We start from the raw sequence: 26247 nt of genomic DNA on the forward strand, positions 1-26247 counted from the left end.
GATGCAGTCGTCCAGTAAAGGCTTCACACTCATCGAAGTCATGATCGTCGTGGTGATCGTTGGCATCCTCGCCTCGATCGCCTACCCAAGCTACCAGCGCTATGTCCTGCGCGGGCATCGCGCCGAAGGGCAGGCGTTGCTCAACGACATGGCGGCGCGCCAGGAGCGCTACCGCACCCAACGAAACACCTACACCAGCAATCTGAACGATTTGCTCACCCAAGCCGAGCGCAACAAACTCGCCTACTACACACCGAGTATCGTGAGCGCGAGCGCAACGGCGTATAGCCTGCAGGCGACGGCCAAGGCTGGCCAAACGAGAGATACCAGTTGCACGCCGCTAACCCTGAACGAGACAGGTGCTCAGGGCCCCACTCCGGACTGCTGGAAATAACCTTCACCCTGGCAACGCCCGCTCCAGCAGTGCCCGCACATCCACCCCGCGCGGCAATTCGCCGTAAACCAGCCCACGACGCTCCAGCCGGCTGCCGATGAAGGCATCGGCCAGGGCGTCGTTGCCGGCCTCCAGCAGCAGCCGCGCCTGGAGCGCCAGAGCGATGTCGCCGGTGAGTTGGCGGGCGCGATAGGGCAGCTCGTCCGTATCGACGAAGGCCTGCTTGAGGGCGGCGACGTGCGCCCCCAGGCGTCGATCCCCGTGCCCGTCGTCCAAGGCCTCGAACAGCGTATCGAGCATGCCGGGCTCGCGCGCTAGGGCGCGCAGTACGTCGAGGCACTGCACATTGCCCGAGCCTTCCCAGATGGAATTGACCGGGGCCTCTCGGTACAAGCGCGGCAGGATGCTCTCCTCCACGTAACCGGCGCCGCCCAGGCATTCGGAGGCCTCGTTGATCATTCCCGGCGCGCGCTTGCAGATCCAATACTTGCCCACGGCGGTGACCAGGCGAACGAAGCGGGCCTCGCCAGGATCAGCCAGATGGTCCAGTGCGCGACCCATGCGCAGGGTCAGCGCCAGCGCCGCCTCGCTTTCCAGCGACAGGTCGGCCAGCACGTTGCGCATCAGCGGCTGTTCGAGCAACGGCTTGCCACCGACCTGACGGTAGCGGCAGTGGTGCAGGGCCTGGGTCAGCGCCTGGCGCATCAACGAGGCGGAACCAATCATGCAGTCGAAACGCGTCATGCCGACCATATTGAGGATGTTCGCCACTCCCCGCCCCTCCTCGCCAATCAGCCAGGCCAGGGCACCGCGGAACTCCACCTCGCTGGAGGCGTTGGCGCGGTTGCCCAGCTTGTCCTTCAGGCGCTGGATGTAGAAGGCGTTGCGCGTGCCGTCCGGGCGATGGCGCGGCAGCAGGAAGCAGGACAACCCATGCTCGGTCTGCGCCAGGGTCAGGAAGGCATCGCACATCGGCGCGGAACAGAACCACTTGTGACCGACCAGTTCGTAGGCCTGGCCCGGCCCGGGCTGCCCCAGCGGATGGGCGCGCGTCGTGTTGGCGCGCACGTCGGTACCGCCCTGCTTCTCGGTCATGGCCATGCCCAGGGTCAGCCCGGCCTTGCGTTCCATCGGCAGGTTGCGCGGATCGTACTCGCTGGACAGCACGCCCGGCAGCCAGCGTTCGGCGAGGTCCGGCTGCAAGCGCAGCGCGGGCACGCTGGAGAAGGTCATGGTCAACGGACAGCTGCTGCCCGCCTCGGCCTGGTTGTGCAGGTACATCAGCGCCGCGCGCGCCACGTGGGCGCCCTCGCGCGGCTCGCGCCAGGGCAGCGAGGGAATGCCGTGGGCCACCGCCGCACGCATCAGCTCGTGATAGGCCGGATGGAAGTCCACCTGGTCGATGCGCTGCCCATATCGATCGTGGGTGCGCAGGCGCGGAGGGTTCTCGTTGGCGAGAAACCCCGCCGCCATCAGCGGCCCGCCAGCCAGCGCGCCATAGGTATCCAGCCGGGACTCCGCCCAGCCGCCGGCATAGTGCGCCACCCACTGCTGCAGCGGCAGGTCGAGGCGGTAGAGGTTGCTGCCCTCCAGGGGCGGCGGTTGGTTGAACACTTCGTGGGTTTCGGCCAGGACAGACATGGCGGGCTCCATCGCGCGTTACCAGGAGCTCCTAAGTGAAGCACGCGCCGCCCCATTGCACAGGCGTGCATTCGGCCAAACGCGAGGCCGTCGCCGACAGGCACCGGCGTTGCCCGCGGTCATCGAACAACGCTGATTTGGTGGTAAGCTCGCGCACCATGAAAACGCCCACTTCCCGTCCCGTCGTCCTCTGTCTGTCCGGCCACGATCCCAGTGGTGGCGCCGGCCTGCAGGCGGACATCGAGGCCCTGCTCGCGCAGGGCTGCCACGCCGCTCCGGCGGTCACCGCGCTGACCGTGCAGGACACCGTGAACGTCAGCGATTTCCGCGTGCTCGACCGCGACTGGGTGCTCGCCCAGGCCTACGCGGTCATCGCCGACCTGCCGGTCGCCGCGGTCAAGCTGGGCATGCTCGGCTCCTGCGAGATGGTTGAAACGGTCCTGGAAATCATGCGCCGACTGCCGGACGTTCCGCTGGTCTGCGACCCGGTGCTGCGCGCCGGGGGCGGCGGCTCGCTGGGGCCGGACGATGTCGGCTATGCGATTCGCGAGCGCCTGCTGCCCGTAGCCGCCATCGCCACGCCCAACCTACCCGAGGCACGCATTCTCGCCGAGCTGCCCGAGGGTAGCCCTGATGAATGCGCCGCGGCCCTCGCCGGACGCTTCCGCTATCTGCTGATCACCGGCGGCCACGGCGAGGAATCCGACGTGTGCAATCGCCTGTACGACGCCAGTGGGCTGATCGACAGCTTCAGCAACCCGCGCCTGCCCGGCAGCTTCCACGGCTCCGGCTGCACCCTGGCCAGCACCCTGGCCGGACGCCTGGCGCTGGGCGAAGCGATGGACAGCGCCGTGCGCTCGGCGCTCGACTACACCTGGCGCACCCTGCGCGACGCCGAGGCGCCGGGGCATGGCCAGTACGTGCCACGTCGCCTGCCGCTGGACTTCTGTCACTGATGAAACGCCTGGAAAAGCTGCGCGGTCTCTACGCCATCACTGACTCCACGCTGCTCGCCGAAGGTCGTCTGCTGCTCTATGCCGAGGCCGCCCTGCGCGGCGGAGCGCGCCTGCTGCAGTACCGCGACAAGAGCCGCGACGACTCCCGGCGCCTACGCGAAGCCGAAGCCTTGCAGCAACTCTGCACCCAGTTCGGCGCGCAATTGATCATCAACGACGACCTGGAGCTGGCCGCGCGCCTGGGCGTCGGCGTGCACCTGGGCCAGGAGGATGGTTCGCTGTCCGCCGCCCGCGCCCTGCTCGGCCGCCAGGCGATCATTGGCGCAACCTGTCACGCCCGGCTCGAACTGGCCGAGCAGGCCGTCGCCGAAGGCGCCAGCTACCTGGCCTTCGGGCGTTTCTTCGCGTCGCACACCAAGCCCGGTGCTCCGTCCGCCGGGCTGGAACTGCTGGCCCAGGCTCGCGAGCGCTTCAAGCTGCCGCTGGTGGCCATCGGCGGTGTGACCCTCGACAACGCGGCCGCGCTGGTCGCCCACGGCGCCAGCCTGCTAGCCGTCGTGCATGCCCTGTTCGCCGCCCCGGATGCGGCCGAGGTGGAGCGCCGTGCGCGCGCCTTCGCCGCCCTGTTCGACCCTTCCTGACCGACGCACCGCGCCGGCCGTCACGCTTCATGCGAGGTTAGCCATGTCCCGTTCCGAAACCCTCTTCAACAGCGCCCAGAAACACATCCCCGGCGGCGTCAATTCGCCGGTGCGCGCGTTCAAGAGCGTCGGCGGCACGCCGCTGTTCTTCAAGCACGCCGAGGGTGCCTACGTCGTCGACGAAGATGACAAGCGCTACGTCGACTACGTCGGCTCCTGGGGGCCGATGATCCTCGGCCACAGCCATCCCGACGTGCTCGACGCGGTACGCCGCCAGCTCGACCACGGCCTCTCCTACGGCGCGCCCACCGCGCTGGAAACCGAGATGGCCGAACTGGTCTGCCAACTGGTGCCGTCGATGGACATGGTGCGCATGGTCAGCTCCGGCACCGAGGCGACCATGAGCGCCATCCGCCTGGCCCGCGGCTACACCGGCCGCGACAGCATCATCAAGTTCGAGGGTTGCTACCACGGCCACTCCGACAGCCTGCTGGTGAAGGCCGGCTCCGGTGCCCTGACCCTCGGCGTGCCGAGCTCCCCCGGCGTGCCGGCGGCCTTCGCCCAGCACACCCTGACGCTGCCCTACAACGACCTCGCCGCGGTGGACGCCACCCTCGCCGAGGTCGGCGAGCAGGTCGCCTGCATCATCGTCGAACCGGTAGCCGGCAACATGAACTGCGTGCCGCCGGCCCCCGGCTTCCTCGAAGGCCTGCGCGCCGCCTGCGATCGCCACGGCGTGGTGCTGATCTTCGACGAGGTGATGACCGGTTTCCGCGTCGCCCTCGGCGGCGCCCAGGCGCACTACGGCGTGGTCCCGGACCTGACCACCTTCGGCAAGATCATCGGCGGCGGCATGCCGGTCGGCTGCTTCGGCGGCAAGCGCGCGATCATGGAATTCATCGCTCCGCTGGGCCCGGTGTACCAGGCCGGCACCCTCTCGGGTAACCCGCTGGCGATGGCCGCCGGTCTGACCACCCTGCGCCTGATCCAGCGCGAAGGCTTCCACGCGGAACTCAGCGACTACACCAGCCGCCTGCTGGCGGGTTTGCAGGAACGCGCCGATGCCGCCGGCATTCCGTTCGTCACCACCCAGGCCGGCGGCATGTTCGGCCTGTACTTCTCCGGCGCCGATGACATCCAGACCTTCGCCGACGTGATGGCCAGCGACGCCGAGCGCTTCAAGCGCTTCTTCCACCTGATGCTCGAAGGCGGCGTGTATTTGGCCCCCTCGGCGTTCGAAGCCGGCTTCACCTCCATCGCCCATGGCGACGCGGAACTGAAACTGACCCTGGACGCCGCCGAGCGCGCCTTCGCGAACCTCGCCTAGGTTGACCGAGGCGCACCCGTAGGATGGGAGTCGCGTAGCGACGACTCCCATCGGTTGCGTCTCACCTGATGGGTATCGCTACGCTCAACCTACGCGGCCCGACCCATCCCACCTGCGGCGCGACACCCCAACGCACCGATGAACGGCACGAAGAAATTTCCGTAAAGGTTCTGTAAGGCTGCGTGCGCTTATTCCATAATGGTGCAGTCGGCGTGTCGCCGGCCGGGGCCTCCCCCGTTAGCTTCATCGATAGGCGCTTCGAACCGCATGAAACGCACCGGTCGCGGCCTGTTCATTGGCTGCCTGCTGCTCGCCCTCTCCACGACTGCCATGGCCGGCGGTAACTCGCTGCTGATCCCGGCGACCACGCGCTGCGCGCTCGGTGTAGCCCCGGAGGAACTCTCCGAGGCGCTCGCCAGTTGCCAGCAAATGGCGATCAAGGGCGATAACCAGGCGCAGTACGAACTCGGCGAGTTCTACTACGATGGGCAACGCACCCCGCGCGATCTCAAGCAGGCACTGAACTGGTTCGAGCAGGCCTCGCTGGGCGGTCATGCCCAGGCCCAACTGCGTCTGGGCAACATGTTCTTCCGTGGCGAAGGCGTTCCGGCCAATAACATCCAGGCCTTCATCGTGCTGAAGATGTCGGCGGTCAATGGCTCGGAAGAGGCACTGGACGTCGCCGACCTGGTCTCGGCGCAGATGCGCCGCGAGGAACTGGACATTGCCACCCAGGTGCTCGGTCAGATCTTCCGCAATTACCTCACCGACCTACAGATGGTCGAGAGCGGTTCGCCCTTCGCGCCGTTGCCGTAGTCACCCCGTGAATGAAACGGGAACAGGCCCTAGCGCTTGTCCGGCATCGGCATCGGGAACGGCATGACGTTGCCGGCACCGCTGGCCTCGCTGATCTTCGGCGTTCCCAGGCGTTCGACCTCGTCGATGCGGATGATCGAATGCATGGGCACGAAGCTGCGCAGTACACCGTCGAACTGGGCCTTGAGCTTTTCCTCGCTGGGGTCGACCACCACCTGGGTGCGCTCGCCGAAGACGAACTCCTCGACCTCCAGGAAGCCCCACAGATCGCTCTGGAAGATCTGCTTGGCGTACATCTCGTACACCTGACCCTGGTTATGGAAGATGACCTTGAAAATGGCGGGCTCGCGCTTGCTCATGGCAGGAAGGGATCGCAACGCAATGGAATCGGGGCGCGAATATTAGCACGCCCGGCGGTCACTGGAGTGCCCCTTCGGCGCCTGCGGGGTGTGCGCATGCGCCAGTGGCCTCTATAATGTCCGGTCATTTTCACAGCACGGCCAACGACATCACCATGACCCGGAAGCTCTACATCGAAACCCACGGCTGCCAGATGAACGAGTACGACAGCTCGCGCATGGTCGACCTGCTGGGCGAGCACCAGGCCCTGGAAGTCACCAGCGACCCGAGCGAGGCCGACGTAATCCTGCTCAACACCTGCTCGATCCGCGAGAAGGCGCAGGAGAAAGTGTTCTCTCAGTTGGGCCGCTGGCGCGAGCTGAAGCAGGCGCGCCCCGACCTGGTGATCGGTGTCGGCGGTTGCGTGGCCAGCCAGGAAGGCGCGGCGATCCGCAACCGCGCGCCCTACGTCGACGTGGTGTTCGGCCCGCAGACCCTGCACCGCCTGCCGGAGATGATCGACGCCGCGCGCAGCACCGGCAGCGCCCAGGTCGACATCAGCTTCCCCGAGATCGAGAAGTTCGACCGCCTGCCCGAGCCGCGCATCGAAGGCGCCTCGGCGTTCGTCTCGATCATGGAAGGCTGCAGCAAGTACTGCAGCTTCTGCGTGGTGCCCTACACCCGCGGCGAAGAAGTCAGCCGGCCGCTGGACGACGTGCTCGCCGAGGTGATCCACCTGACGGAGAACGGCGTCAAGGAAGTCACCCTGCTGGGGCAGAACGTCAACGGCTACCGCGGCGCCACCCACGACGGGCAGATCTGCGACTTCGCCGAGCTGCTGCACCTGGTCGCCGCCATCGACGGCGTCGAGCGCATCCGCTACACCACCAGCCACCCGCTGGAGTTTTCCGATGCACTGATCGCCGCACATGCCGAAATCCCGCAACTGGTGAAGTTCGTCCACCTGCCGGTGCAGGCCGGGTCCGACCGCGTGCTGGCGGCGATGAAGCGCAACCACACCGCGCTCGAATACAAGTCGCGTATCCGCAAGCTGAAGGCCGCGGTGCCGGACATCTGCATCAGCTCCGACTTCATCGTCGGTTTCCCCGGCGAGACCGAGAAGGACTTCGAAGCGACCCTGAAGCTGGTACAGGATGTCGGCTTCGACTTCTCCTTCTCCTTCGTCTACAGCGCGCGCCCCGGCACGCCGGCGGCGGACCTGGTCGACGACACGCCTGAAGAGGTGAAGAAGCAACGCTTGCAGATCCTCCAGGCACGCCTGCATCAGCAGGGCTACGAGAACAGCCGACGAATGGTCGGCAGCGTGCAGCGCATTCTCGTCAGCGACTACTCCAAGAAGGATCCGGGCATGCTCCAGGGGCGTACCGAGAACAACCGCATCGTCAATTTCCGTTGCGACGATGCACAGTTGATCGGCCAGTTCGTCGAGGTGCACATCGACGATGCCCTGCCGCACTCCTTGCGTGGCACGCTGGTGCAGTCCAGCATTGAACAGGCACTGCCAGCCTGATCGGCGTCCACGGAACCATGGTCGTAGCGCGCCGGCTTCAACCGCGCGCCACGTGCGGTTATGCTCTCATTCACTCCAGCTGCCGCCTCGCGGCCAGACAAGACGACATTGAACGCCACCAAAGACCCCCATCGCTTCACCCTGGAACCCTTTGAAGCGCCCCGCTTCGCCAATCTCTGCGGGCAGTTCGACGAGCACCTGCGGCTGATCGAACAGCGCCTGGGCATCGAGCTGCGCAACCGCGGCAACCAGTTCGAACTGGTCGGCCCGGCGAAGGCCACCCAGGCCGCCGAGAACCTGCTGCGCCGCCTCTACCGCGAAACCAAGACCACCGAGCTGTCACCGGACATGGTGCACCTGTTCCTGCAGGAATCGGGGATGGAAGAAATCGCCGAGGCCCGCACCGACAGCGGCGTCTCGCTACGCACGCGCAAGGGCACCATCCGCCCGCGCGGCGCCAACCAGCAGCGCTACGTGCGCGCGATCCTCGATAACGACATCAACTTCGGCATCGGCCCGGCCGGCACCGGCAAGACCTACCTGGCGGTCGCCGCTGCGGTCGACGCGCTGGAGCGCGAACAGGTGCGCCGCATCCTGCTGGTGCGCCCGGCGGTGGAGGCCGGTGAGAAACTCGGCTTCCTTCCCGGCGATCTGGCGCAGAAGATCGACCCCTATCTGCGTCCGCTGTACGACGCGCTCTACGAGATGCTCGGCTTCGAGCACGTGGCGCGCCTGATCGAGAAGCAGGTCATCGAGATCGCACCGCTGGCCTACATGCGCGGACGCACGCTGAACAACAGCTTCATCATCCTCGACGAAAGCCAGAACACCACGCTGGAACAGATGAAGATGTTCCTCACCCGCATCGGCTTTGGCTCCACCGCGGTGATCACCGGCGACATCACCCAGGTCGACCTGCCGCGCGGCACCCGCTCCGGCCTGGCCCACGTGATGCAAGTGCTGGCCGATGTGCCGGGCATCAGCTTCACCCACTTCAAGCCCAAGGACGTGGTACGCCATCCGCTGGTGCAGCGTATCGTCGAGGCCTACGAGCGCTTCGAGGAACGTGCCGCCGCGCCCCGCCAGCAGCCGCCCGGCGATGACAACGATCCCGGAGCCAGGAACGACTGACGATGGTCGAACTCGACGTCCAGCTGGCCAGCGAGGCCAGCGAACTGCCTGACGCGGCACAACTGCAGCGCTGGTGCGAACTGGCTCTGCGCCAGCGCCAGAGCGACTCCGAGCTGACCATCCGCATCGTCGACGAGAGCGAAGGCCGCGAGCTCAACCACACCTGGCGGGACAAGGACTACGCGACCAACGTGTTGTCGTTCCCCGCTGACGTACCCGACGACTACCTGGACATCCCGCTGCTGGGCGACCTGGTGATCTGCGCGCCGGTGGTGGCCCGCGAAGCGAGCGAACAGGACAAGCCGCTGCAGGCGCACTGGGCGCACATGGTCATCCATGGCTGCCTGCACCTGCTCGGCTACGATCACATCGACGACGACGAAGCCGAGGAAATGGAATCCCTGGAACGGCAATTGCTCGCCGAACTGGGCCACGCCGACCCTTACGCCGGCGAACACTGACAGACTGGACCCTATGAACGAAGACCGAACAGGCACCGGGCACCGCAGCTGGCTGGAGAAGATCATCCAGGCCTTCGCCCACGAGCCGAAGAACCGCGAAGAACTGCTCAACCTGCTGCGCGAAGCCCACCAGAACAACCTGCTCGACAGCGAGGCCCTGGCCATCGTCGAAGGTGCCATCCAGGTCGCCGACCTGCAGGTACGCGACATCATGGTGCCGCGCTCCCAGGTGATGAGCATCCGCCTGGGGCAATCGCCACGCGAATTCCTTCCGGCCGTGATCGAAGCGGCGCATTCGCGCTACCCGGTGATCGGCGAGACCCTCGACGACGTCATCGGCATCCTCCTCGCCAAGGACCTGCTGCCGCTGCTGCTGCGCGACGACATGGACGACTTCGACATCCAGTCGCTGCTGCGCCCCGCGACCTTCGTTCCCGAATCCAAACGCCTGAACATCCTGCTCAAGGAATTTCGCGCCAACCGCAATCACATGGCGGTGGTGGTCGACGAATACGGTGGCGTCGCCGGCCTGGTGACCATCGAGGACGTGCTCGAACAGATCGTCGGCGACATCGAGGACGAGCACGACGTCGAGGAAGACAGCTACATCAAGCCGCTGCCCTCGGGCGATTTCCTGGTCAAGGCACTCACCCCCATCGAGAACTTCAACGAGTATTTCGAGGGCAGCTTCTCCAACGAGGAGTTCGATACCGTCGGCGGCCTGGTGATGAGCGCCTTCGGCCATCTGCCCAAGCGTAACGAAACCACGGTGATCGGCGGCTACCGCTTCCGCGTGCTGAACGCCGACAGCCGCCGCCTGCACCTGCTGCGCCTGACGCCCGTCGAGCGCGGCTGAGCCACCGGGGCGGCGCTGTCGCCCCCTCCTCACGTACTGCCTGCGAGTTCCCTCGATGCACTGGATCACCCGCCCCGGCTGGCCCGGAAACCTGATCGCCCTGGTTGCGGGGGCGCTCACCCCGCTGGCCTTCGCGCCCTTCGACCTGTGGCCGATCGAGCTGGTCTCGCTGGCGCTGTTCTACCTCGGCCTGCGCGAACTGTCGCCGGGCGCCGCACTGCGCCGTGGCTGGTGCTACGGCCTGGGGCTGTTCCTGGCCGGCACCAGTTGGGTGTACGTCAGCATCCATGACTACGGCGCCGCCTCGGTGCCCCTGGCCGGTGCATTGACCTTCGGCTTCTGCGCCGGCGTGGCGCTGTTCTTCGCCCTGCCCGCCTGGGCCTGGGCGCGCTGGCTGCGCCGCAGCCAGGCACCGCTGGCCGACGCCTGCGCCTTCGCGGCCCTGTGGCTGGCGCAGGAAGCCTTCCGCGGTTGGTTCCTCACCGGCTTCCCGTGGCTTTACGCCGGCTACAGCCAGATCGATGCACCGCTGGCCGGCCTCGCGCCGGTCGGTGGCGTCTGGCTGGTGTCCAGCGCGCTGGCGCTGATCGCCGCACTGCTGGTCAACCTGCCGCGTCTGCGCGGCAAGGCGCTGACCGCCGCGCTGCTGTTGCTGGTGCTCCCCTGGATCGCCGGGGCGCTGCTGCGTGGCCACCTGTGGACCCACGCGGCAGGGGCTCCGCTGTCGGTCGCGGCCGTGCAGGGCAACGTCGCCCAGGATATGAAATGGAACCCCGCGCATGTCGAGGCCCAGCTGGCGCTGTATCGCGACCTCAGCCTGCAGTCCAGGCACGCCGACCTGATCGTCTGGCCGGAAACCGCCATCCCCTTGCTGCGCGACTACGCCGAGGGCTACATCCAGGCCATGGGGCGCTTCGCCAGCCTGCGCGGTTCGGCATTGATCAGCGGCGTACCGATTCGCCAGGCCGACGCCAGCGGTGCGCCGCGCTACTACAACGGCGTGATCGCCACCGGCGAAGGCAGCGGCACCTACCTCAAGCAGCGCCTGGTGCCCTTCGGTGAATACGTGCCGCTGCAGGACCTGCTGCGCGGGCTGATCGCCTTCTTCGACCTGCCCATGTCCGACTTCGCCCGCGGCCCCAGCGATCAGCCACCGCTAGAGGCCAAGGGCCACCGGCTGGCCACGCTGATCTGCTACGAGGTGGTGTATCCCGAGCTGTCGGCGCGCATGGCCGCAGACAGTGACCTGCTGCTGACGGTGAGCAACGACACCTGGTTCGGCACCTCCATCGGCCCGCTGCAACACCTGCAGATGGCGCGCATGCGCGCGCTGGAAGCCGGTCGCTGGATGATCCGCGCGACCAATAACGGCGTCACCGCGCTGGTCGATCCCTTCGGCAAGATCGCCAACGAGATCTCGCAATTCCAGCAGGAAGTGCTCTACGGCCAGGTCGAACCGATGCAGGGGCTGACCCCCTATCTACGCTGGCGCAGTTGGCCCCTGGCGTTGCTCGCCACGCTGCTGCTCGGCTACGCGGCACTGAGCCGCCGGCGCCAGGATTGAGCCGGCGCGAAATCAGTCCTGAGCGGACTGCTGCGCCAGCGCCACCAGCGTGTCGCGCCAATCGGCGCCGGCCGGCAGGGCGAGGAAGTACGGATTGAGGTAATCCTCCCGCGCCTGGTAGTCCAGCGGCGCGCCGCTGGCATCCAGTAATTCCCCACCGGCGCCTTCGAGCACGCCCTGTGCCGCAGCGGTGTCCCACTGCGAGGTCGGCGCCAGGCGCGGATAACAGTCGGCGGCACCCTCGGCGAGCAGACAGAGCTTGAGCGAACTGCCGATGTTGGCCAGGCGCAGGTCGCCGAAGCGTGCCTGCAAGCCCTCCAGCAGACGTTGCTGGGCCGCGCTGGAGTGGCGCTTGCTGGCCACCACGGTGAAGCCCTCGCTAGGCGTCGGGCGCACCTGGATCGCTTCGGCGGACTGCTTCGGCGCCTTGCGCCAGGCGCCCAGACCGGCGCCCCCGTAGAAACACAGACCACTGACCGGGATGCCAACCACCCCGAGCACCACCCGTCCGCGCTCGATCAAGGCGACGTTGACCGTGAATTCCTCGCTGCCGGCGATGAATTCCTTGGTGCCGTCCAGTGGATCGACCAGCCACCAGCGGTGCCAGCCACGGCGGGTCTGCAGATCGATGCTGCAGGCCTCCTCGGACAGCACCGGAATATCCGGCGCCAGCGCCCGCAGGCCACGCACGAGAATGTCGTTGGCGGCGAGATCGGCCGCGGTCACCGGCGAATCATCGGCTTTCTGCTGCACGTCCAGCTCGCGCCGCCAGTAGGGCAGAATCGCCTCGCCGGCCTGACGTACCAGTTCGAGCAGCGGGGGAAAGAGTTCCAGGCTCATGCGCGCAGGACTCCACGGCTGATCAGCAGGTCACGCGCGAGGTACAGCGCGGCCAGCGCGCGGCCCTCGCTGAAGCGCGGGTGTTGCGCCAGCTCGGCTAACGCATGCAGGTCCACCTGGCTGACCTCCAGGGGCTCCGGCTCGTCGCCGGGCAGGCGCTCGGGATACAGGTCCTGGGCCAGCACCACCTGGATCTTCTGGCTCATGTAGCCCGGAGACAGCGACAGTTCGGTCAGCCATTCCAGTTGCCGGGCGCCGAAGCCGGCCTCCTCCTTAAGCTCACGATTGGCGGCCAGCAGTACGTCCTCGCCCGGCTCGATCAGCCCCTTGGGCAACGACAGCTGGTAGTCGTCGGTGCCGCCGCAGTATTCGTCCACCAGCAGCGCCTGGCCGGGCTCCACCATCGCCACCACCATCACAGCGCCGTAGCCGCTGCCACGCCCGACCAGCCGTTCGTAGGTACGCTCGGCTCCATTGGAGAAGCGCAACTGCACTTGCTCCACGGCAAACAGGCGACTGCGGGCGACGATCTCGCTGGAAAGCTTGGTAGGCTTCTGACGCATGGACGAACTCCTCTGGCGGACCGGTATCATACCCTGGCCGGCGCGGAGGTCACCGCCGGCGAGACCCTCTGTAACGACTCGAAGAAATCCGATGCCGACGCCTTGCTGGCAAACGGTGGACAGCGTGCTTCTGGACATGGACGGCACCCTGCTCGACCTGCATTTCGACAACCGCTTCTGGCTGCAGCACGTGCCGCTGCGCTACGCGCAGCGCCATGGCCTGAGCGCGGCCGAGGCCCAGGCACGTCTGCAAGGGCTGTTCACCCGCCACGCCGGCACCCTCGACTGGTACTGCCTCGACTTCTGGAGCGCCAAGCTCGACCTGCCGATTCTCCAGCTCAAGCACGAGCTGGCCGAACTGATCGTGCCGCTACCCGATGCCCTGGCCTTTCTCCAGGCGCTCGACGCGCGCGGCCTGCGGCCCCTGCTGGTGACCAATGCGCACCCCGCCTCGCTCGCGCTGAAGCTGGAGCGGGTCGCCCTGGCGCCGTGGTTCCAGGGCCTGGTCAGCACTCACCAGATCGGCTATCCCAAGGAGGATGCGCGGCTCTGGCAGGCGCTCGAGGCGCAGTGGGGCTTCGACCCCCAGCGCACGCTGTTCATCGACGACAGCCTGCCGGTCTTGCGCGCCGCTCGCGACCACGGGATTGCCCAGTTGCTCGCGGTGCGTCACCCGGACAGCCGTCAAGGGCCTCGCGACACCGCCGAATTCCCCGCGCTGGAGAGCTACGCCGAACTGCTCGCCAGCCTTCCCGGATAAGCCCATGGACATCAAGCAACTACGCTTCCTGGTCGCCCTGGCCGACACCCGCCACTTCGGCCAGGCGGCCACGCGCTGCCACGTGACCCAGCCGACACTGTCGGCGCGCCTGCGCAACCTGGAGGAGGAGCTGGGCCTGGAGCTCGTCAGCAGAGACCAACGCTTCGAGGGCTTCACCGAAGCCGGGCAACGCATCCTCGCCTGGGCGCGCAGCGTGCTCGCCGCCTGCGACGGGCTGCAGGCCGAGGCCGAGGCCTGCCGCGGACAGTTGCTCGGCACCCTGCGCCTGGGCCTGGTGCCGCTGCCCAGCCTGGACCCGCAACGCCTGCTGCGCTGCCTCAGCCAGGCCCATCCGGGCCTGCGCTTCGCGTTGCACACGCTGTCCGCCGCGCAGATCCTCGAAGGCCTCGCGGATAATCGCCTGGACCTGGGCCTGAGCTACGTCGAGGGCATCGATCCGGAGCACTTTGCCGTGCTGCCGCTGGCGACCACCGAGGTGGGCCTGCTGCATCATGCCGGATACTTCCAGTTCGACGAAGCCGTGCTCGACTGGGAAGCGTTGCACGCCTTGCCCCTCGGGCTACTGGGCACCGACATGCACTTTCGCCGAATGATCGATCACGCCTTCCTCTCGCGCCGGCTGCAGCCCGCGCCACTCCTCGAAAGCGACGCGGTGCAGCCGCTGATCCAGGCGGTACGCGATGGCCTGTGCTGTGCACCGGTTCCCTTGCATGCTGGCCTCGAACGCAGCGATGCCGAGCTGCGCCTGCATCCGCTGCAGCCGCTACCGGGCCTCGCGCCGATGGGCCTGCTGATGCGCCGCGACGCGCCCCGTTCGGCCCTCGCCGAGGTCTGCTGGAGTACCCTGGCCACCGCCTTCGACAGCGCACATCCCGGCAGCTCGCCCCCCTGAGATAAATCGACATGCCCGCCACCCTCGACGCCCGAACCGCTCGCCTGCTGCCCTGGATGGTCGCCATCGCGTTTTTCATGCAGACGCTCGACGGCACCATCCTCAACACCGCACTGCCGGCAATGGCCCGTGACCTGGCGGAAGACCCGCTGCGCATGCAGTCGGTGGTGATCGCCTACATGCTCACCGTGGCGCTGCTGATCCCCATCTCCGGCTGGATCGCCGACCGCTTCGGCACCCGCCGGGTATTCCTCTGCGCGGTGGCGCTGTTCACCCTCGGCTCGCTGGCCTGCGCCGCGTCCGACAGCCTCGGCATGTTGGTCGCCTCACGCGTACTGCAGGGATTGGGCGGCGCCCTGATGCTGCCCGTCGGCCGGCTGATGGTGCTACGCGCCTATCCGCGCAGCGACCTGGTACGCATCATGAGCTTCATCACCCTGCCCGGCTTGCTCGGCCCCCTGGTGGGCCCGACCCTCGGCGGCTGGTTGGTGGAGTACATCAGCTGGCATTGGATCTTCCTGATCAACCTGCCGGTGGGCCTGCTCGGCTGCGTGGCCATCTGGCGCTACATGCCGGACTTCCGCGGTAGCGACCAGGCACGCTTCGACGGCGTCGGCTTCGTCCTGTTCGGCGCCGCCATGCTGTTGATCAGCGTCGCCCTGGAAGGACTGGGCGAGATGCGCATGCCACACGTGCGGGTGGTGTTGCTCTTGCTGATCGGCTTCGCCTGCCTGATCGCCTACTGGCTGCGCGCTGCGCGCATCGAGGCGCCGCTGTTCAGTCCGCTGCTGTTTCGCACGCGCAGCTTCGCCGTCGGCATTTTCGGCAACCTCTTCGCGCGCCTGGGGAGCGGCGCCCTGCCCTTCCTGACGCCGCTGCTACTGCAGGTCGCGCTCGGCTATTCCCCCGCCGAGGCGGGGATGTGCATGATCCCGCTGGCGCTTTCGGCGATGGCAGCCAAACCGCTGGTCGGCCCCCTGCTGGGGCGTTTCGGTTACCGCCGCATGCTCACCGTGAACACCGTCGCGCTGGGCGCCTTCATCGCTTGCCTGGGGTGGTTCGGTCCGAGCCATCCGCTGCTACTGCTGCTTTTGCTGACCGTGCTCGGGGGCATCAACTCGATGCAGTTCACGCTGATGAACACCATCACCCTGATCGGCCTGCCGGACCGCGACGCCAGCGCCGGCAACAGCCTGCTGTCGGTGGTGGTGCAGTTGTCCATGAGCCTCGGCGTGGCCGCCGCCGGGGCGCTGCTCGGCGGCTTCTCGGCGGACTTCGGCGGCGAAGTGCTCGGCGCCTTCCAAGCCACCTACCTGTGCATCGGCCTGATGGCGATGGCCGCCTCGGCACTGTTCCTGCAGTTGGATGCCGAAGAGGGGCGGAGCCTGCCAACACGGCCGACGAGCGACGAATGACGGTGCGTACATCAAGATGCAGCATTACCGTGCCAGCATCACGCTAGGAGAGTAACGATGCGCAATATCCTGGTCGTCGAGGACAGCCCGCTGGTGCTGAAGATCCTCGAACACCTGTTCCGCCATGAGCCTGATCTGGAACCCCTCTTCTGCGCCAGTCTGGGCGAGGCGCGGGTGTTGCTGGAAACCTCGGCGGACCTGCTGTTCGCCGCGATCGTCGACCTCAACCTGCCGGATGCGCCCGACGGCGAGATCGTCGACCTGGTGATGGGTTTCCGTCTGCCGTGCATCGTTCTCACCGGCTCCTACGACGAACGCCGGCGCGATGACCTGCTGCTCAAGGGCGTGGTGGACTACGTGCTCAAGGACAGCCAGCATTCCTACGAATACGCCTTCCGCCTGCTGCACCACCTGGAGCGCAACGCCTCGGTGAAGATCCTCGTCGCCGACGACTCCGAGGCCACCCTGAACCTCGTGCGCCGCGTGCTTACCCCGCACCGCTACCAGATCATCGAAGCTCGCGATGGCGAACAGGCCCTGCAACTGCTCCAGGCCCAGCCGGACATCGACCTGCTGCTGGTCGACCACTCGATGCCCGGTCTCAGTGGCTTCGACCTGGTCAAGCTGCTGCGGCAGAAGCTACGCCGCTCGGAGCTGATCATCCTCGGCCTGTCCGCGGACACCAAGGGTTCGCTGTCGGCGATGTTCATCAAACACGGTGCCGACGACTTCCTACGCAAGCCCTTCTATCCCGAGGAGCTGAACTGCCGGGTGATGTCCAGCCTCGAACGCCGCGACCTGTTGCGCGCCCTCAAGCGCGCCGCGCAATATGATTCGCTCACCGAGCTGCTCAACCGCCACGCCTTCCAGGAACAGGGCCACGAGCGCCTGCGCCAGCTCAAACGCAACGGCCAGAAGGTAACGATCGCGATGATCGATCTCGACCACTTCAAGGCCATCAACGATGGCTACGGGCATGCCAGCGGCGACGCGGCGCTGAGGGTCTTCGCCCGCTGCCTGCGCCAGGCCCTGCCCGATGCCTTGCTCGGCCGACTCGGTGGCGAGGAGTTCGCAGCCATCACCAGCCAGGGTGGAGGCGCCCTGCGGGAGGCCCTCGAGCACCTGCGCAAGAGCCTGCGCGGCGTGCGCTATGCCGGCGAAGCGCCGGCACTGTCGTTCAGCGCCGGAGTCTACGAAGGCGAAGCCGAGGACCTGGAAAGCCTGCTGCACGAGGCGGACCAGCGCCTGTATCACGCCAAGCGGGGTGGCCGCGCACGTACCGAATAGCGTGACACCGAGGCACACTGAGACGTCAACTGCAGAACCGCGCCTTGCGCGGCCTTCGTCAAGCCAGCCATCGGGAGCAACATGCTGCGCCAAACGCTGCAACGCCTCTGGGCCAGGGAAAGCTTCTCCACGGGACTGCGCGTATTCATCGCGCTGGCCGGTGCGATGCTCGCCGGCGTCCTGGAAGACCGCAATGAACTGATCATTCCGCTGTTCCTCGGCATCATCGCCAGCGCCCTGGCGGAGACCGATGACAACTGGCGCGGCCGCTTGCAGGCGCTGCTGGTGACCCTGGTGTGCTTCGGCATCGCCGCGCTGGCGGTGGAACTGCTGTTCCCCTACCCCTGGCTGTTCCTCGCCGGGCTCTGCGCCTCGAGCTTCTCGCTGATCCTGCTCGGCGCGGTCGGCGGGCGCTATGCGAGCATCGCCCAGGCCACCCTGATCCTCTCCGTGTACAGCATGATCGGCGTGGAGCAGCGTGGCGGCGCGACCCACAATTTCTGGCACGAGCCGCTGGTACTGGTCAGTGGTGCTGCCTGGTATGGGCTGCTTTCGGTCCTCTGGTGCGCGCTGTTCACCCACCAGCCGTTGCAGCAGAGCCTGGCGCGGCTGTACCTGGCGCTGGGCGACTACCTGAAGATGAAGAGCGCCCTGTTCGAGCCCGTGCGCGATCTGAACGTGGAAGCCGGCCGCCTGGATTTGGCGCGCCAGAACGGTCGCGTCGTGAACGCCCTCAACCAGGCCAAGGACATGCTCCTGCACCGCCTGGGCGGCGGCCGCCCGACCGCACGCAACGCACGCTATCTGCGTCTGTACTTCGCCGCCCAGGATATCCACGAGCGCGCCAGCTCCTCGCACTATCCGTATCACGCGCTGGCTGCGGCCTTCTTCCACTCCGACGTGATGTTTCGCTGCCAGCGCCTGCTGGAGCAACAGGGCCGTGCCTGCAAGGCCCTGGCGCGCACCCTGCCACTGCGCCAGCCGTTCGACTACGACAACCGCAGCCAGGGCCTGGAAGACCTGCAGGCGGCCATCGAGCATCTGCGCGCGCAGAACAATCCCGCCTGGCGCCACCTGCTGCGTTCGCTCACCGCGCTGGCCAACAACCTGTCCACGCTGGACCGCAAGCTGGCCGAAGGCAGCTTGCCCGAAGGCAGCGGCGACGTGCAGGACATCACCCTCTTCGACCGCTCGCCACGCTCGTTGCGCGAGGCCGTGCAGCGCATTCGCCTGCAGTTCACCCCGACCTCGCTGGTGTTCCGCCACGCCCTGCGCATGTGCGTGGCGCTGGCCGCCGGCTATGGCGTGCTGCATGCCATCCACCCCAGCCAGGGCTACTGGATCCTGCTCACCACGTTGTTCGTCTGCCAACCCAACTACGGCGCCACGCGTACCCGCCTGGTGCAGCGCATCCTCGGCACCGTGGCCGGGCTGGTCGCCGGCTGGGCGCTCATCACCCTGTTCCCCAACCTGCTGCTGCAGGCGGTGCTGGCCGTGGTCGCCGGGGTGATCTTCTTCACCAACCGCGGGCGCCGCTACACCCTGTCCACGGCGGCGATCACCACCATGGTGCTGTTCTGCTTCAACCAGATCGGCGATGGCTACGGGCTGATCGTGCCGCGCCTGGCGGACACCCTGATCGGCGCGGCGATCGCCGGGGCCGCCGTGTTCCTGATCCTGCCCGACTGGCAGGGTCGACGGTTGAACCGGATGTTCGCCAACGCCTTGGTGAGCAATGCCCGCTACCTGCGCAAGATCATGCAGCAGTACGAGACCGGCAAGCGCGATGACCTGGACTACCGCATTACCCGGCGCAACGCGCACAACGCGGATGCGGCGCTGTCCACCACGCTGTCGAACATGCTTCTCGAGCCCGGGCACTTCCGTAAGGACGCGGAGATGGGTTTTCGTTTCCTGCTACTCAGCCACACCCTGCTGAGCTACCTGTCGGCGCTCGGCGCACACCGCGAGAGCCTGCCGGACGACCACTCCGATGCACTCATCGACGCGGCCTGCGAGCGCATCGCCAGCGCCCTGGAGAGCATCGCCGCAGCGCTGGCCGATGGCGGTGAACTGGACGTCCACGACGAAGAGGAGGAAGCCCTGGCCACGCGCCTTGAAGAGCTTCCCGAAGAACTCGACGACGCCCACCGGCTGATTCAGACGCAGTTGGCGCTGATCTGTCGGCAGTTGGCGCCGTTACGCACCCTCGCCGCGCACCTGCTGCGCCCTCCGCCGGCCACTGACAGCACTCACTCGTGACCACCCGTGCCGGTGCCCTGGCGCTCTTCCAGGGCCGGCTCGGCGACCGTGTTCTGATATTGCTCGGCGCTCTGCTGAGGGCCGCTCTGGCTATCGCGACGCTGCTCGTCGTCATTACCGCAGCCGGCAAGCAGGGCGGCGCCCAATAGCAGGCAAAGGTTCAAATAGCGCATAAGTGTCTCCTGGGACAGGTTGAAGGTCATGCTCGGGTGGGCTGCTCGCGCACTTGCTCGTCGAGCAGTTGGCCGATGCGTTCCAGAATGCGTTCGGCCGGGGCATGTTCGCCGACGCCCTCGACGCAGGCCGCCACCACACGGGGCTCACCGGACGCCGCCAACGGATCGAGGATCGCCATGTGGCAGGCGCGCTGGTGTTGAGTGCCGGTCTTGGCCACCACCGGCAGATCCTCAGGCAGCCCGGCTTGCAGGCGATAGTCCTGATAGCGGCCCAGCCCCATGATCCGGTAGAGCCGCTCGCGACTGGCCGGCTCCAGCAACTCGCCGCGCGCCAGACGTTCGAGCAGGCCGCCGTAGGCGTCCAGCGTGGCGCTGTTGAGGCCACTGGCGTAGTAGTCGTCGTAGGCTTCGTCGAGACTCATGCGCAGGCTGTGGCGGGGCACCTCTAGCATCCGCGCCAGGGCGCGCAGGCGCGGCTCACCGAAGTCAGCCGCTGCCAATTCGGTGATCTGCACGCCCGTCAGGCGCTCCGCATCCGGATGTATCCGACGGTAGATCTCGCGCCGCACCTGCTGCAGCGTGGTGATGCGCCCGAAGCCTTCCGGCGCCATGGCTTGCAGGCGTTCATTGAAGGCGTCCTCGCCGAGCAGGTCGATGAGCATGTCGGTGGCGACACTGTCGCTGCGCACCAGCATTTCCTCGAGCAGGGTGTCGATGCGGTAGCGCGTGCCGGCCTCGGCCCAGACCAGTTCACCGGCGGAATCCACGCGGAAACGGTCGCGCAGCTCGAGCTCCTGCTGCAGCGACAGCTCGCCGGCATCCACCCGTTGGAGGATTGCCAGAGCCACCGGCAACTTCACCGTGGAGCCCAGGTACCAGGGTCGGTCCGTCTCGAGACGATCCAGCGTGCCGCTGTCCAGCGCCTTGACGTAAACCCCCAGCCGCCCCTCCGTATCCTCCGCGAGCTGGCGCAGCTCGCCGGTGAGCGCGGTGGACTCCGCCTGGCCGCAGCCGCTCCACAGCGGCAGCGCCAGCACCAAGGCCAGCAAGGTCGTCGGCTTGTTCATGAGGATTCCCCAGCGCGTAGTCCATCGAGTTCGTCGAGCGCCTGGCCGAGCGCCTGGAAACCGCGCTCGGCGGCGGCCAGGGACGGCTCGCCGCGCAGGCAGGCAGCCACGATCAGGGTGCCGCCTGCACGCGGCCCGTCGAGGGCGCCGAAATCGCAGAAGTGCGCGTACTGGGTACCGGTCTTCTCGGCGAAGCGCAGTCCCTGCGGCAACCCCGCCCGCAGCCGGCGACTGCCGGTGCGGGTTCGCTGCATGACCGCCAGCAGGTATTCGCGGCTCACCGGCTGCAACAGATGGCCATCGACCAGGCGCTCGATGAGCAATCCCATCGACGCCAGCGGGGCGCTGTTCAAACCGCGCGCGTAATAGCGCCGGTAGGCTTGCGGCAGCGTCAGCGGTGCCAGTGCCTGCGGAGACACCCGCAACAGGCGCGCCAGTCCAGCGATACGCGGGGCGCCGAACGGCTGCGCGCGCAACTGCAGCAATTGCGGACCGCTGAGCTGTCGAGCGTCCGGGTGGAGTTCGGCATAGAGCTCGCGGCGTACGTCAGAGAGGCGCGTGATCGGTCCCCAATGCGGATCGATCTCGCGGACCAATGCGTTGACCTGCTCCAGACCGGCGCGACGAATCAGCATGTCGCTGGCCGCATTGTCGGAGAGCGTGATCATGCGTTCGAGCAGGACGGCGGTACGCACTTGCTGCCCCGGAGCCAGCGTCTTGGTGGGCCCGGCACCATCGACCAGGTCCTCGGACTGTACCGCCAGCAGGTCGTCGAGCGCGAAGCGCCCGGCATCCACCCCGCGCAACAGCGCCACCGCCACCGGCAGCTTGACCCCCGAAGCCAGATACCAGGGTTCGTCCGCACGGTAGGCGACGACGTGGCCGCTGGCCACGTCCTTGACGTAGACGCCCCACTCACCCGGCGCGGCGGCATCCAGCGCGCGAATGCGCTCGATCAGCGCGGGCGCCCAGGCGGATTGCGCCTGGGCAGCCGACACGAGCAATGAACAGAGGGTGAACAGCAGCAGACGACGAAACGGCATGGGCGGCCCTGGCGACTGGAAAAGTCGGGCGGCAGGCCGCCCTCCTCACACTAGACGCCAGGGCTCAGGCGGGGTTCAGCGCTCGCCGTTGCCTGTATGTAACATCAAGCGCGGGCGCGGCGTGGCGGTGGGTAGCGGATCGGCGCTGTCCAGCCCACGGAAACGCCCGAGGCTGGCGTCATAGGCCTTGATGTCGCACTTCTCGATGTCGTAGATCCAGCCATGGATCTGCAGTTGCCCGCTGGCCAGGCCAGAGGCGACGGACGGGTGGGTACGCAGGTGATCCAGCTGGGCGATGACGTTTTCCTCGGTGAGGAACGCCAGCCCGCCATCCTGTCCGCAACCACAGTCCTTATGGTGCTCGACCACGGTACGCGCGGTTTCCACGTGGCGCAGCCAGCTCTTGACGGTGGGCATCTTCTCCAGCACCGGCGGATCGAGCACCGCCTTCATGGCACCGCAGTCGGAGTGACCGCAGATGATGATGTGCTTCACCTTCAGCGCCATCACCGCGTACTCGATGGCGGTGGAGACGCCGCCGTTCATCTGCCCGTAGGGTGGCACCACGTTACCGACGTTGCGGCAGACGAACAGGTCGCCCGGGGAAGCCTGGGTGATCAGATCCGGCACCACTCGCGAGTCCGCACAGGTGATGATCATCGCCTGCGGGTACTGGGCATGTGCCAGGCTCTTGAAGAGCTCCTCCTGCTCGGGGAACACCTCGTCGCGGAAATGGCGGAAGCCATCCACCAGGGTCTTGAGCGTGTCGTCGGCCAACTTGGCCGGACCGCTGTCGTTCAGATCGCTGTCGCTCATGATTCCTCCGCAGGGCACGTCTGTAGATTCACTTATGAGAGCTGAGACTGTCGATCGCCGCCACAAGCCACATCTTTTCCGTCTGGCGACAGCGGCGAACTTCCCGCGGGCAGGCCGATCTGAGCTGTCGATCATAGTTCGCTTCATACCGTCCACGCCAAGACTGCCATCCATGACGTCATCCCTACCCATCGTGCTGCTGGTCGAGGACGAGCCCCAGGTGCTCGAACTCGTCGGCGACTATCTCGAATGCGAGGGCTACCAGGTCCTGCGCGCCGAGAATGCCGAGCAGGCCTTCGATATCCTCGCCAGCAAACCCCATCTGGACCTGCTGATCACCGACTTCCGCCTGCCCGGCGGCGTGTCCGGTGCGCGTATCGCCGAGCCCGCACTGCGCCTGCGTCCGGACCTGAAACTCATCTTCATCAGCGGCTACCCCACCGAGCTGCACGACTGCGGGAGCCCCCTGGCGACCCAGGCACCGCTGCTGGCCAAGCCTTTCGCCCTGGAAGACCTGCAACGCACGATGCGCGAGTTGCTGGACTGATCACGGCGCCCCGCCGGCGCGCTGACTAAGGTGGCATGCACTCCTGCTGCAAGGAAGCCGCATGCGCCTGTCTCTGCCTCATCTCGCCCTGCTGTTGCCCCTCACCGCCCTGGCCGACTGCCCACCGGCCGAGGTGCCTCTGGCCGATGAACTGGCCGAACTCGAAACCCGCCTTGCCGAGTGGGACCGCGCCTACCATCGCGACGGCCAGTCACCCATCGCCGACGAACTCTACGACCAGGCCCGCCAACGCGAGCGGCAATGGCGAGACTGCCTGGGTCTTGCGTCGCAGGCGCCGCGGACCGCGCTGGTCACGGCGAGCGGTGCGCTGCCACATCCCGTAGCGCAGACCGGCCTGGACAAGCTGCCGGACGAAGCAGCCGCAGGCGCCTGGATCGCCAACCGCAGGGATCTGTGGATCCAGCCCAAGGTGGATGGCGTGGCCGTGACCCTGGTCTATCGAAAGGGACAGTTGGTACAGGCCATCAGTCGCGGTGACGGTCAGGCCGGGCAGGACTGGAGTACCCGCGTAAAGACGCTGCCGAATGTCCCGCAACGGCTACCCGAAGCGATCGACAGCGTCGTTCAGGGCGAGCTCTACCTGCGCCTGGAGGGGCATCTACAGGCGCGCGACGGCGGCCTCGGCGCACGCGCCCAGGTCGCCGGTTGGCTCGCCCGCGAGACGCTCGATCCGGCGCTCGCCGCGCGCGTCGGGCTGTTCGCCTGGGATTGGCCGCAGGGGCCGGAAGACATGCCCGAGCGCCTCGCCGGCCTCCGCGACCTGGGTTTCGCCGATGTCGCGGAGCTGACCCAGCCGATAAGCTCGCTCGCGCAAGCCGCCGCCTGGCGTGAGCGCTGGTTCCACGGTCCGCTGCCGTTCGCCAGCGATGGCGTGGTCCTGCGCCAGGGCCGGCGTCCGCCAGCCGCACGCTGGCGCGCCGAGCCACCGGGCTGGGCGGTGGCCTGGAAATACCCGCCACGGCAGGCACTGGCGGAAGTGCGCGAGGTGGAGTTCCGCATCGGCCGGCGCGGACGCATCACTCCGCTGCTGCACCTGCAGCCCACGCGCCTCGACGACCGCGTTGTCAGCAGGGTCGCCGCAGGCTCGCTGGCGCAGTGGCGCGAACTGGACATCCGCCCCGGAGACCAGGTAGCGATCAGCCTCGCCGGCAACAGCATCCCTCGACTGGACTCGCTGGTTTGGCACGCCCATCAACGCCGCGCGTTGAACGTACCCGATCCCCAGCGCTACCACCCCCTGAGCTGCTGGCATCCCGAAGCGGGTTGCGAAGAACAATTCATCGCGCGCATGGAATGGCTGAGCGGCCCTGGCGGACTGGATCTGCCGGGAGTCGGCCCTGGCACCTGGCGCCTGTTGCAACGACACGGGCTGCTCGACGACCTGCTCGGCTGGATGCACCTGCAGGAGCCGCAACTGACAGCGCTGCCTGGGCTGGGCGAACGGCGCGCAGCGCATCTGCTGCACGTCTTTCGCGCAGCGCGGGAGCGATCCGCGGAGCGCTGGCTGACTGCGCTCGGCGCTCCCGCCGCGCTGACCCGCCAGGCCGCACCGGACTGGCCCAGTGTCCTGAGCTACGACGTCACCCAGTGGCAACGGCTGGATGGCGTCGGCCCGGCCACGGCGGCGGAACTCAGCGCATTCTTCGCCCATCCCGAAGTCCGCCGCCTGGGCGCGCACCTGCACGAAGAGGGCATCGCGGGGTTCTAGGCCCTAGTAAGCGCGAAATTCCTTGTGGCACGCCGAGCAGGCATCCTCGACGCGCTGCACCGGAGCGGCGAGGGCCGCCGGCTCCAACGGCTCGGCCGTACTCGCAGCGACCAACGCCGCGGTGCTCTGCTCCAGGTCCTGGGCCAGCGCCTGGAAGCGCGCCTGCTGCTCCCATACCTTTTCACTGGCTTCGCTGTCGTCCTCACGAACCTTGGGAAAGTGCTGCCAGGGCTGCTGCGACAATTCGTCGAGATGTTGCGCGCCCTCGCGAAACGCCTTGGCATCGAAGTCGATGCGGCCACGCAGCATGCCGCCCAGATCCTCGCTGGTATGCAGCATCTGCTTGAAGATGGCCTTGCGCTGGCCGAGGGGCGAGTTGGGGTCCACACGATCACAGGCACTCAGCGCTGCCATCAACAACACCGGCAGCAAACAGGACTTCAGCTTCATTTCGGGCAGATCTCCCTACGACAAGGCGGGGAATTATCCACGGCTCGCGCCGCCTCGCCAAATTCCTGGCTGAACCTCGCCCGAACGAGTGGCAAGCACCACTTGACCGACAACATGCTCAGTCGAATAGCTGATGTGTATCAGCCAAATGCGAATTCATCCTAAAAATTTTAGCCGCGACGGAACTTTCTATTCCGATGACGGTATCGAGGCTGTATAAACGGCCTTTCAATGGACCCGGTCGACCGCCGCAACGGTCGATCCCCGACAGAGAGGTTGATCCCATGCGCTGCGCCCTGCTTCCTTCCGCCCTGCTCCTCGGCCTGATCGCCAGCCTGCCCGCCCACGCTCTGGACTTCGGTTCCGTCGCTAGCGGCATCGCCAACGTCGCCGGCGCACTGAACGGACAGCAGAACAACAACTCGGCCACCGCCCAGGCTGTCAATACCAATGCCGACTGCCAGAAGGCCGTCGCCCAGAACCAGGACAAGATCGAACTGGTTCAGGCCATCGGCAAAGTGACCGGCAACCAGAAAATCACCGACGGCGCTGCGCGCGCGCAGAATGGCTGCGGCGAACTGATGGCCGGCACTGCGGTGGCTAACACCGGCGCCCAGCCGACTAGCGAAACCGCCAACCAGATCGACGCCGCCGCGAATGGCCTCAAGGCGCTGGGAGGCCTGTTCGGCAAGTGAGTCCGTCGCCCCCTCTTGGGCTGGCTC

General features: G+C 67.1%; 27 protein-coding genes. 18 read left to right on the plus strand and 9 right to left on the minus strand.

Annotated elements, in window-relative coordinates:
* Position 1: 1 nt before the first annotated feature.
* Positions 2-394, plus strand: a complete 393-nt coding sequence (locus tag ACYRGX_RS22065; protein WP_473054550.1) for a type IV pilin protein — start codon at positions 2-4, stop codon at positions 392-394.
* 3 nt (positions 395-397) lie between these two features.
* On the opposite strand, the gene ACYRGX_RS22070 is transcribed toward ACYRGX_RS22065, so the two are convergent.
* Positions 398-2035 (minus strand): isovaleryl-CoA dehydrogenase, encoded by a 1638-nt coding sequence (locus ACYRGX_RS22070; RefSeq protein WP_473054551.1) that lies wholly within the window; start codon positions 2033-2035, stop codon positions 398-400.
* A gap of 158 nt (positions 2036-2193) precedes the next feature.
* On the opposite strand from ACYRGX_RS22070, the gene ACYRGX_RS22075 reads away from it, so the two are divergent.
* The 4 genes from ACYRGX_RS22075 to ACYRGX_RS22090 all read left to right on the plus strand — a co-directional run bounded on the left by ACYRGX_RS22075 (position 2194) and on the right by ACYRGX_RS22090 (position 5775).
* Complete coding sequence (locus ACYRGX_RS22075) at positions 2194-2991, plus strand: hydroxymethylpyrimidine/phosphomethylpyrimidine kinase (protein WP_473054552.1); 798 nt, start codon at positions 2194-2196, stop codon at positions 2989-2991.
* Entirely contained in the window at positions 2991-3632 is a 642-nt protein-coding gene (gene thiE / locus ACYRGX_RS22080; RefSeq protein ID WP_473054553.1) for a thiamine phosphate synthase, read from the plus strand. The genes ACYRGX_RS22075 and thiE overlap by 1 nt, the downstream gene beginning before the upstream one ends.
* Before the next feature lie 43 nt (positions 3633-3675).
* Complete coding sequence (gene hemL / locus ACYRGX_RS22085) at positions 3676-4959, plus strand: glutamate-1-semialdehyde 2,1-aminomutase (protein ID WP_473054554.1); 1284 nt, start codon at positions 3676-3678, stop codon at positions 4957-4959.
* A 267-nt stretch (positions 4960-5226) separates the two neighbouring features.
* The gene (locus ACYRGX_RS22090; protein WP_473054555.1) at positions 5227-5775 is read left to right on the plus strand and encodes a tetratricopeptide repeat protein; all 549 of its coding nucleotides are present in this window, start codon (positions 5227-5229) and stop codon (positions 5773-5775) included.
* A 29-nt stretch (positions 5776-5804) separates the two neighbouring features.
* On the opposite strand, the gene ACYRGX_RS22095 is transcribed toward ACYRGX_RS22090, so the two are convergent.
* Positions 5805-6134 (minus strand): DUF1820 family protein, encoded by a 330-nt coding sequence (locus ACYRGX_RS22095; RefSeq protein WP_473054556.1) that lies wholly within the window; start codon positions 6132-6134, stop codon positions 5805-5807.
* Between the two features lie 155 nt (positions 6135-6289).
* On the opposite strand from ACYRGX_RS22095, the gene miaB reads away from it, so the two are divergent.
* The 5 genes from miaB to lnt are packed head-to-tail and all read left to right on the plus strand — an operon-like array spanning position 6290 to position 11657.
* The gene (gene miaB / locus ACYRGX_RS22100) at positions 6290-7645 is read left to right on the plus strand and encodes a tRNA (N6-isopentenyl adenosine(37)-C2)-methylthiotransferase MiaB (RefSeq protein WP_473054557.1); all 1356 of its coding nucleotides are present in this window, start codon (positions 6290-6292) and stop codon (positions 7643-7645) included.
* 60 nt (positions 7646-7705) lie between these two features.
* Positions 7706-8776 (plus strand): PhoH family protein, encoded by a 1071-nt coding sequence (locus tag ACYRGX_RS22105; protein WP_473054558.1) that lies wholly within the window; start codon positions 7706-7708, stop codon positions 8774-8776.
* A gap of 2 nt (positions 8777-8778) precedes the next feature.
* A complete protein-coding gene (ybeY, locus tag ACYRGX_RS22110) occupies positions 8779-9237 on the plus strand; it encodes an rRNA maturation RNase YbeY (protein ID WP_473054559.1) in 459 nt (152 codons plus the stop codon).
* Positions 9238-9250: 13 nt separating this feature from the next.
* Positions 9251-10093 carry an HlyC/CorC family transporter gene (locus ACYRGX_RS22115; protein ID WP_473054560.1) on the plus strand — a complete coding sequence of 281 codons (843 nt, stop codon included), beginning with the start codon at positions 9251-9253 and terminating at the stop codon, positions 10091-10093.
* A gap of 55 nt (positions 10094-10148) precedes the next feature.
* Positions 10149-11657, plus strand: coding sequence for an apolipoprotein N-acyltransferase (gene lnt / locus ACYRGX_RS22120; RefSeq protein WP_473054561.1), 1509 nt, complete (start codon positions 10149-10151; stop codon positions 11655-11657).
* Positions 11658-11669: 12 nt separating this feature from the next.
* Here the strand turns inward: lnt and cysQ are convergent, their stop codons facing one another.
* Positions 11670-12497 carry a 3'(2'),5'-bisphosphate nucleotidase CysQ gene (gene cysQ, locus ACYRGX_RS22125; protein WP_473054562.1) on the minus strand — a complete coding sequence of 276 codons (828 nt, stop codon included), beginning with the start codon at positions 12495-12497 and terminating at the stop codon, positions 11670-11672.
* Positions 12494-13060: an ADP compounds hydrolase NudE gene (gene nudE / locus ACYRGX_RS22130; protein WP_473054563.1), complete on the minus strand. Its 567-nt coding sequence runs from the start codon at positions 13058-13060 to the stop codon at positions 12494-12496. The genes cysQ and nudE overlap by 4 nt, the downstream gene beginning before the upstream one ends.
* Positions 13061-13151: 91 nt before the next feature.
* Here nudE and yrfG point away from each other — a divergent pair, with 91 nt between their 5' ends.
* The 5 genes from yrfG (at position 13152) to yccS (ending at position 19697) form a co-directional block, all read left to right on the plus strand.
* On the plus strand, positions 13152-13820 hold the full coding sequence (yrfG, locus tag ACYRGX_RS22135) for a GMP/IMP nucleotidase (protein ID WP_473054564.1): 669 nt from the start codon (positions 13152-13154) through the stop codon (positions 13818-13820).
* Positions 13821-13824: 4 nt separating this feature from the next.
* The gene (locus ACYRGX_RS22140; RefSeq protein WP_473054565.1) at positions 13825-14733 is read left to right on the plus strand and encodes a LysR family transcriptional regulator; all 909 of its coding nucleotides are present in this window, start codon (positions 13825-13827) and stop codon (positions 14731-14733) included.
* Between the two features lie 11 nt (positions 14734-14744).
* Positions 14745-16148 carry a multidrug transporter subunit MdtD gene (gene mdtD, locus ACYRGX_RS22145; RefSeq protein WP_473054566.1) on the plus strand — a complete coding sequence of 468 codons (1404 nt, stop codon included), beginning with the start codon at positions 14745-14747 and terminating at the stop codon, positions 16146-16148.
* A gap of 57 nt (positions 16149-16205) precedes the next feature.
* Positions 16206-17435, plus strand: a complete 1230-nt coding sequence (locus tag ACYRGX_RS22150; protein WP_473054567.1) for a diguanylate cyclase domain-containing protein — start codon at positions 16206-16208, stop codon at positions 17433-17435.
* A 69-nt stretch (positions 17436-17504) separates the two neighbouring features.
* On the plus strand, positions 17505-19697 hold the full coding sequence (yccS, locus tag ACYRGX_RS22155; protein WP_473056757.1) for a YccS family putative transporter: 2193 nt from the start codon (positions 17505-17507) through the stop codon (positions 19695-19697).
* On the opposite strand, the gene ACYRGX_RS22160 is transcribed toward yccS, so the two are convergent.
* The 4 genes from ACYRGX_RS22160 to ACYRGX_RS22175 all read right to left on the minus strand — a co-directional run bounded on the left by ACYRGX_RS22160 (position 19688) and on the right by ACYRGX_RS22175 (position 22799).
* On the minus strand, positions 19688-19870 hold the full coding sequence (locus ACYRGX_RS22160; protein ID WP_473054568.1) for a hypothetical protein: 183 nt from the start codon (positions 19868-19870) through the stop codon (positions 19688-19690). The genes yccS and ACYRGX_RS22160 overlap by 10 nt on opposite strands.
* Positions 19871-19896: 26 nt before the next feature.
* Positions 19897-20940, minus strand: a complete 1044-nt coding sequence (locus ACYRGX_RS22165) for a serine hydrolase (protein ID WP_473054569.1) — start codon at positions 20938-20940, stop codon at positions 19897-19899.
* Positions 20937-21983, minus strand: coding sequence for a serine hydrolase (locus ACYRGX_RS22170; protein WP_473054570.1), 1047 nt, complete (start codon positions 21981-21983; stop codon positions 20937-20939). Before ACYRGX_RS22170 ends, ACYRGX_RS22165 begins: the two co-directional genes overlap by 4 nt.
* A gap of 75 nt (positions 21984-22058) precedes the next feature.
* The gene (locus ACYRGX_RS22175; RefSeq protein WP_473054571.1) at positions 22059-22799 is read right to left on the minus strand and encodes a carbonic anhydrase; all 741 of its coding nucleotides are present in this window, start codon (positions 22797-22799) and stop codon (positions 22059-22061) included.
* 172 nt (positions 22800-22971) lie between these two features.
* Between ACYRGX_RS22175 and ACYRGX_RS22180 the strand changes: the two genes are divergently transcribed.
* Together ACYRGX_RS22180 and ligB are read left to right on the plus strand one after the other, a co-directional pair.
* A complete protein-coding gene (locus tag ACYRGX_RS22180; RefSeq protein WP_473054572.1) occupies positions 22972-23346 on the plus strand; it encodes a response regulator in 375 nt (124 codons plus the stop codon).
* Positions 23347-23407: 61 nt separating this feature from the next.
* Entirely contained in the window at positions 23408-25075 is a 1668-nt protein-coding gene (gene ligB / locus ACYRGX_RS22185) for an NAD-dependent DNA ligase LigB (protein ID WP_473054573.1), read from the plus strand.
* A gap of 3 nt (positions 25076-25078) precedes the next feature.
* Here ligB and ACYRGX_RS22190 read toward each other — a convergent pair whose 3' ends face one another.
* Positions 25079-25525 (minus strand): c-type cytochrome, encoded by a 447-nt coding sequence (locus ACYRGX_RS22190; RefSeq protein ID WP_473054574.1) that lies wholly within the window; start codon positions 25523-25525, stop codon positions 25079-25081.
* A 284-nt stretch (positions 25526-25809) separates the two neighbouring features.
* Between ACYRGX_RS22190 and ACYRGX_RS22195 the strand changes: the two genes are divergently transcribed.
* Entirely contained in the window at positions 25810-26220 is a 411-nt protein-coding gene (locus ACYRGX_RS22195) for a hypothetical protein (RefSeq protein WP_473054575.1), read from the plus strand.
* Positions 26221-26247: the final 27 nt, after the last annotated feature.

The organism is Pseudomonas sp. R4-15 (assembly GCF_055768815.1).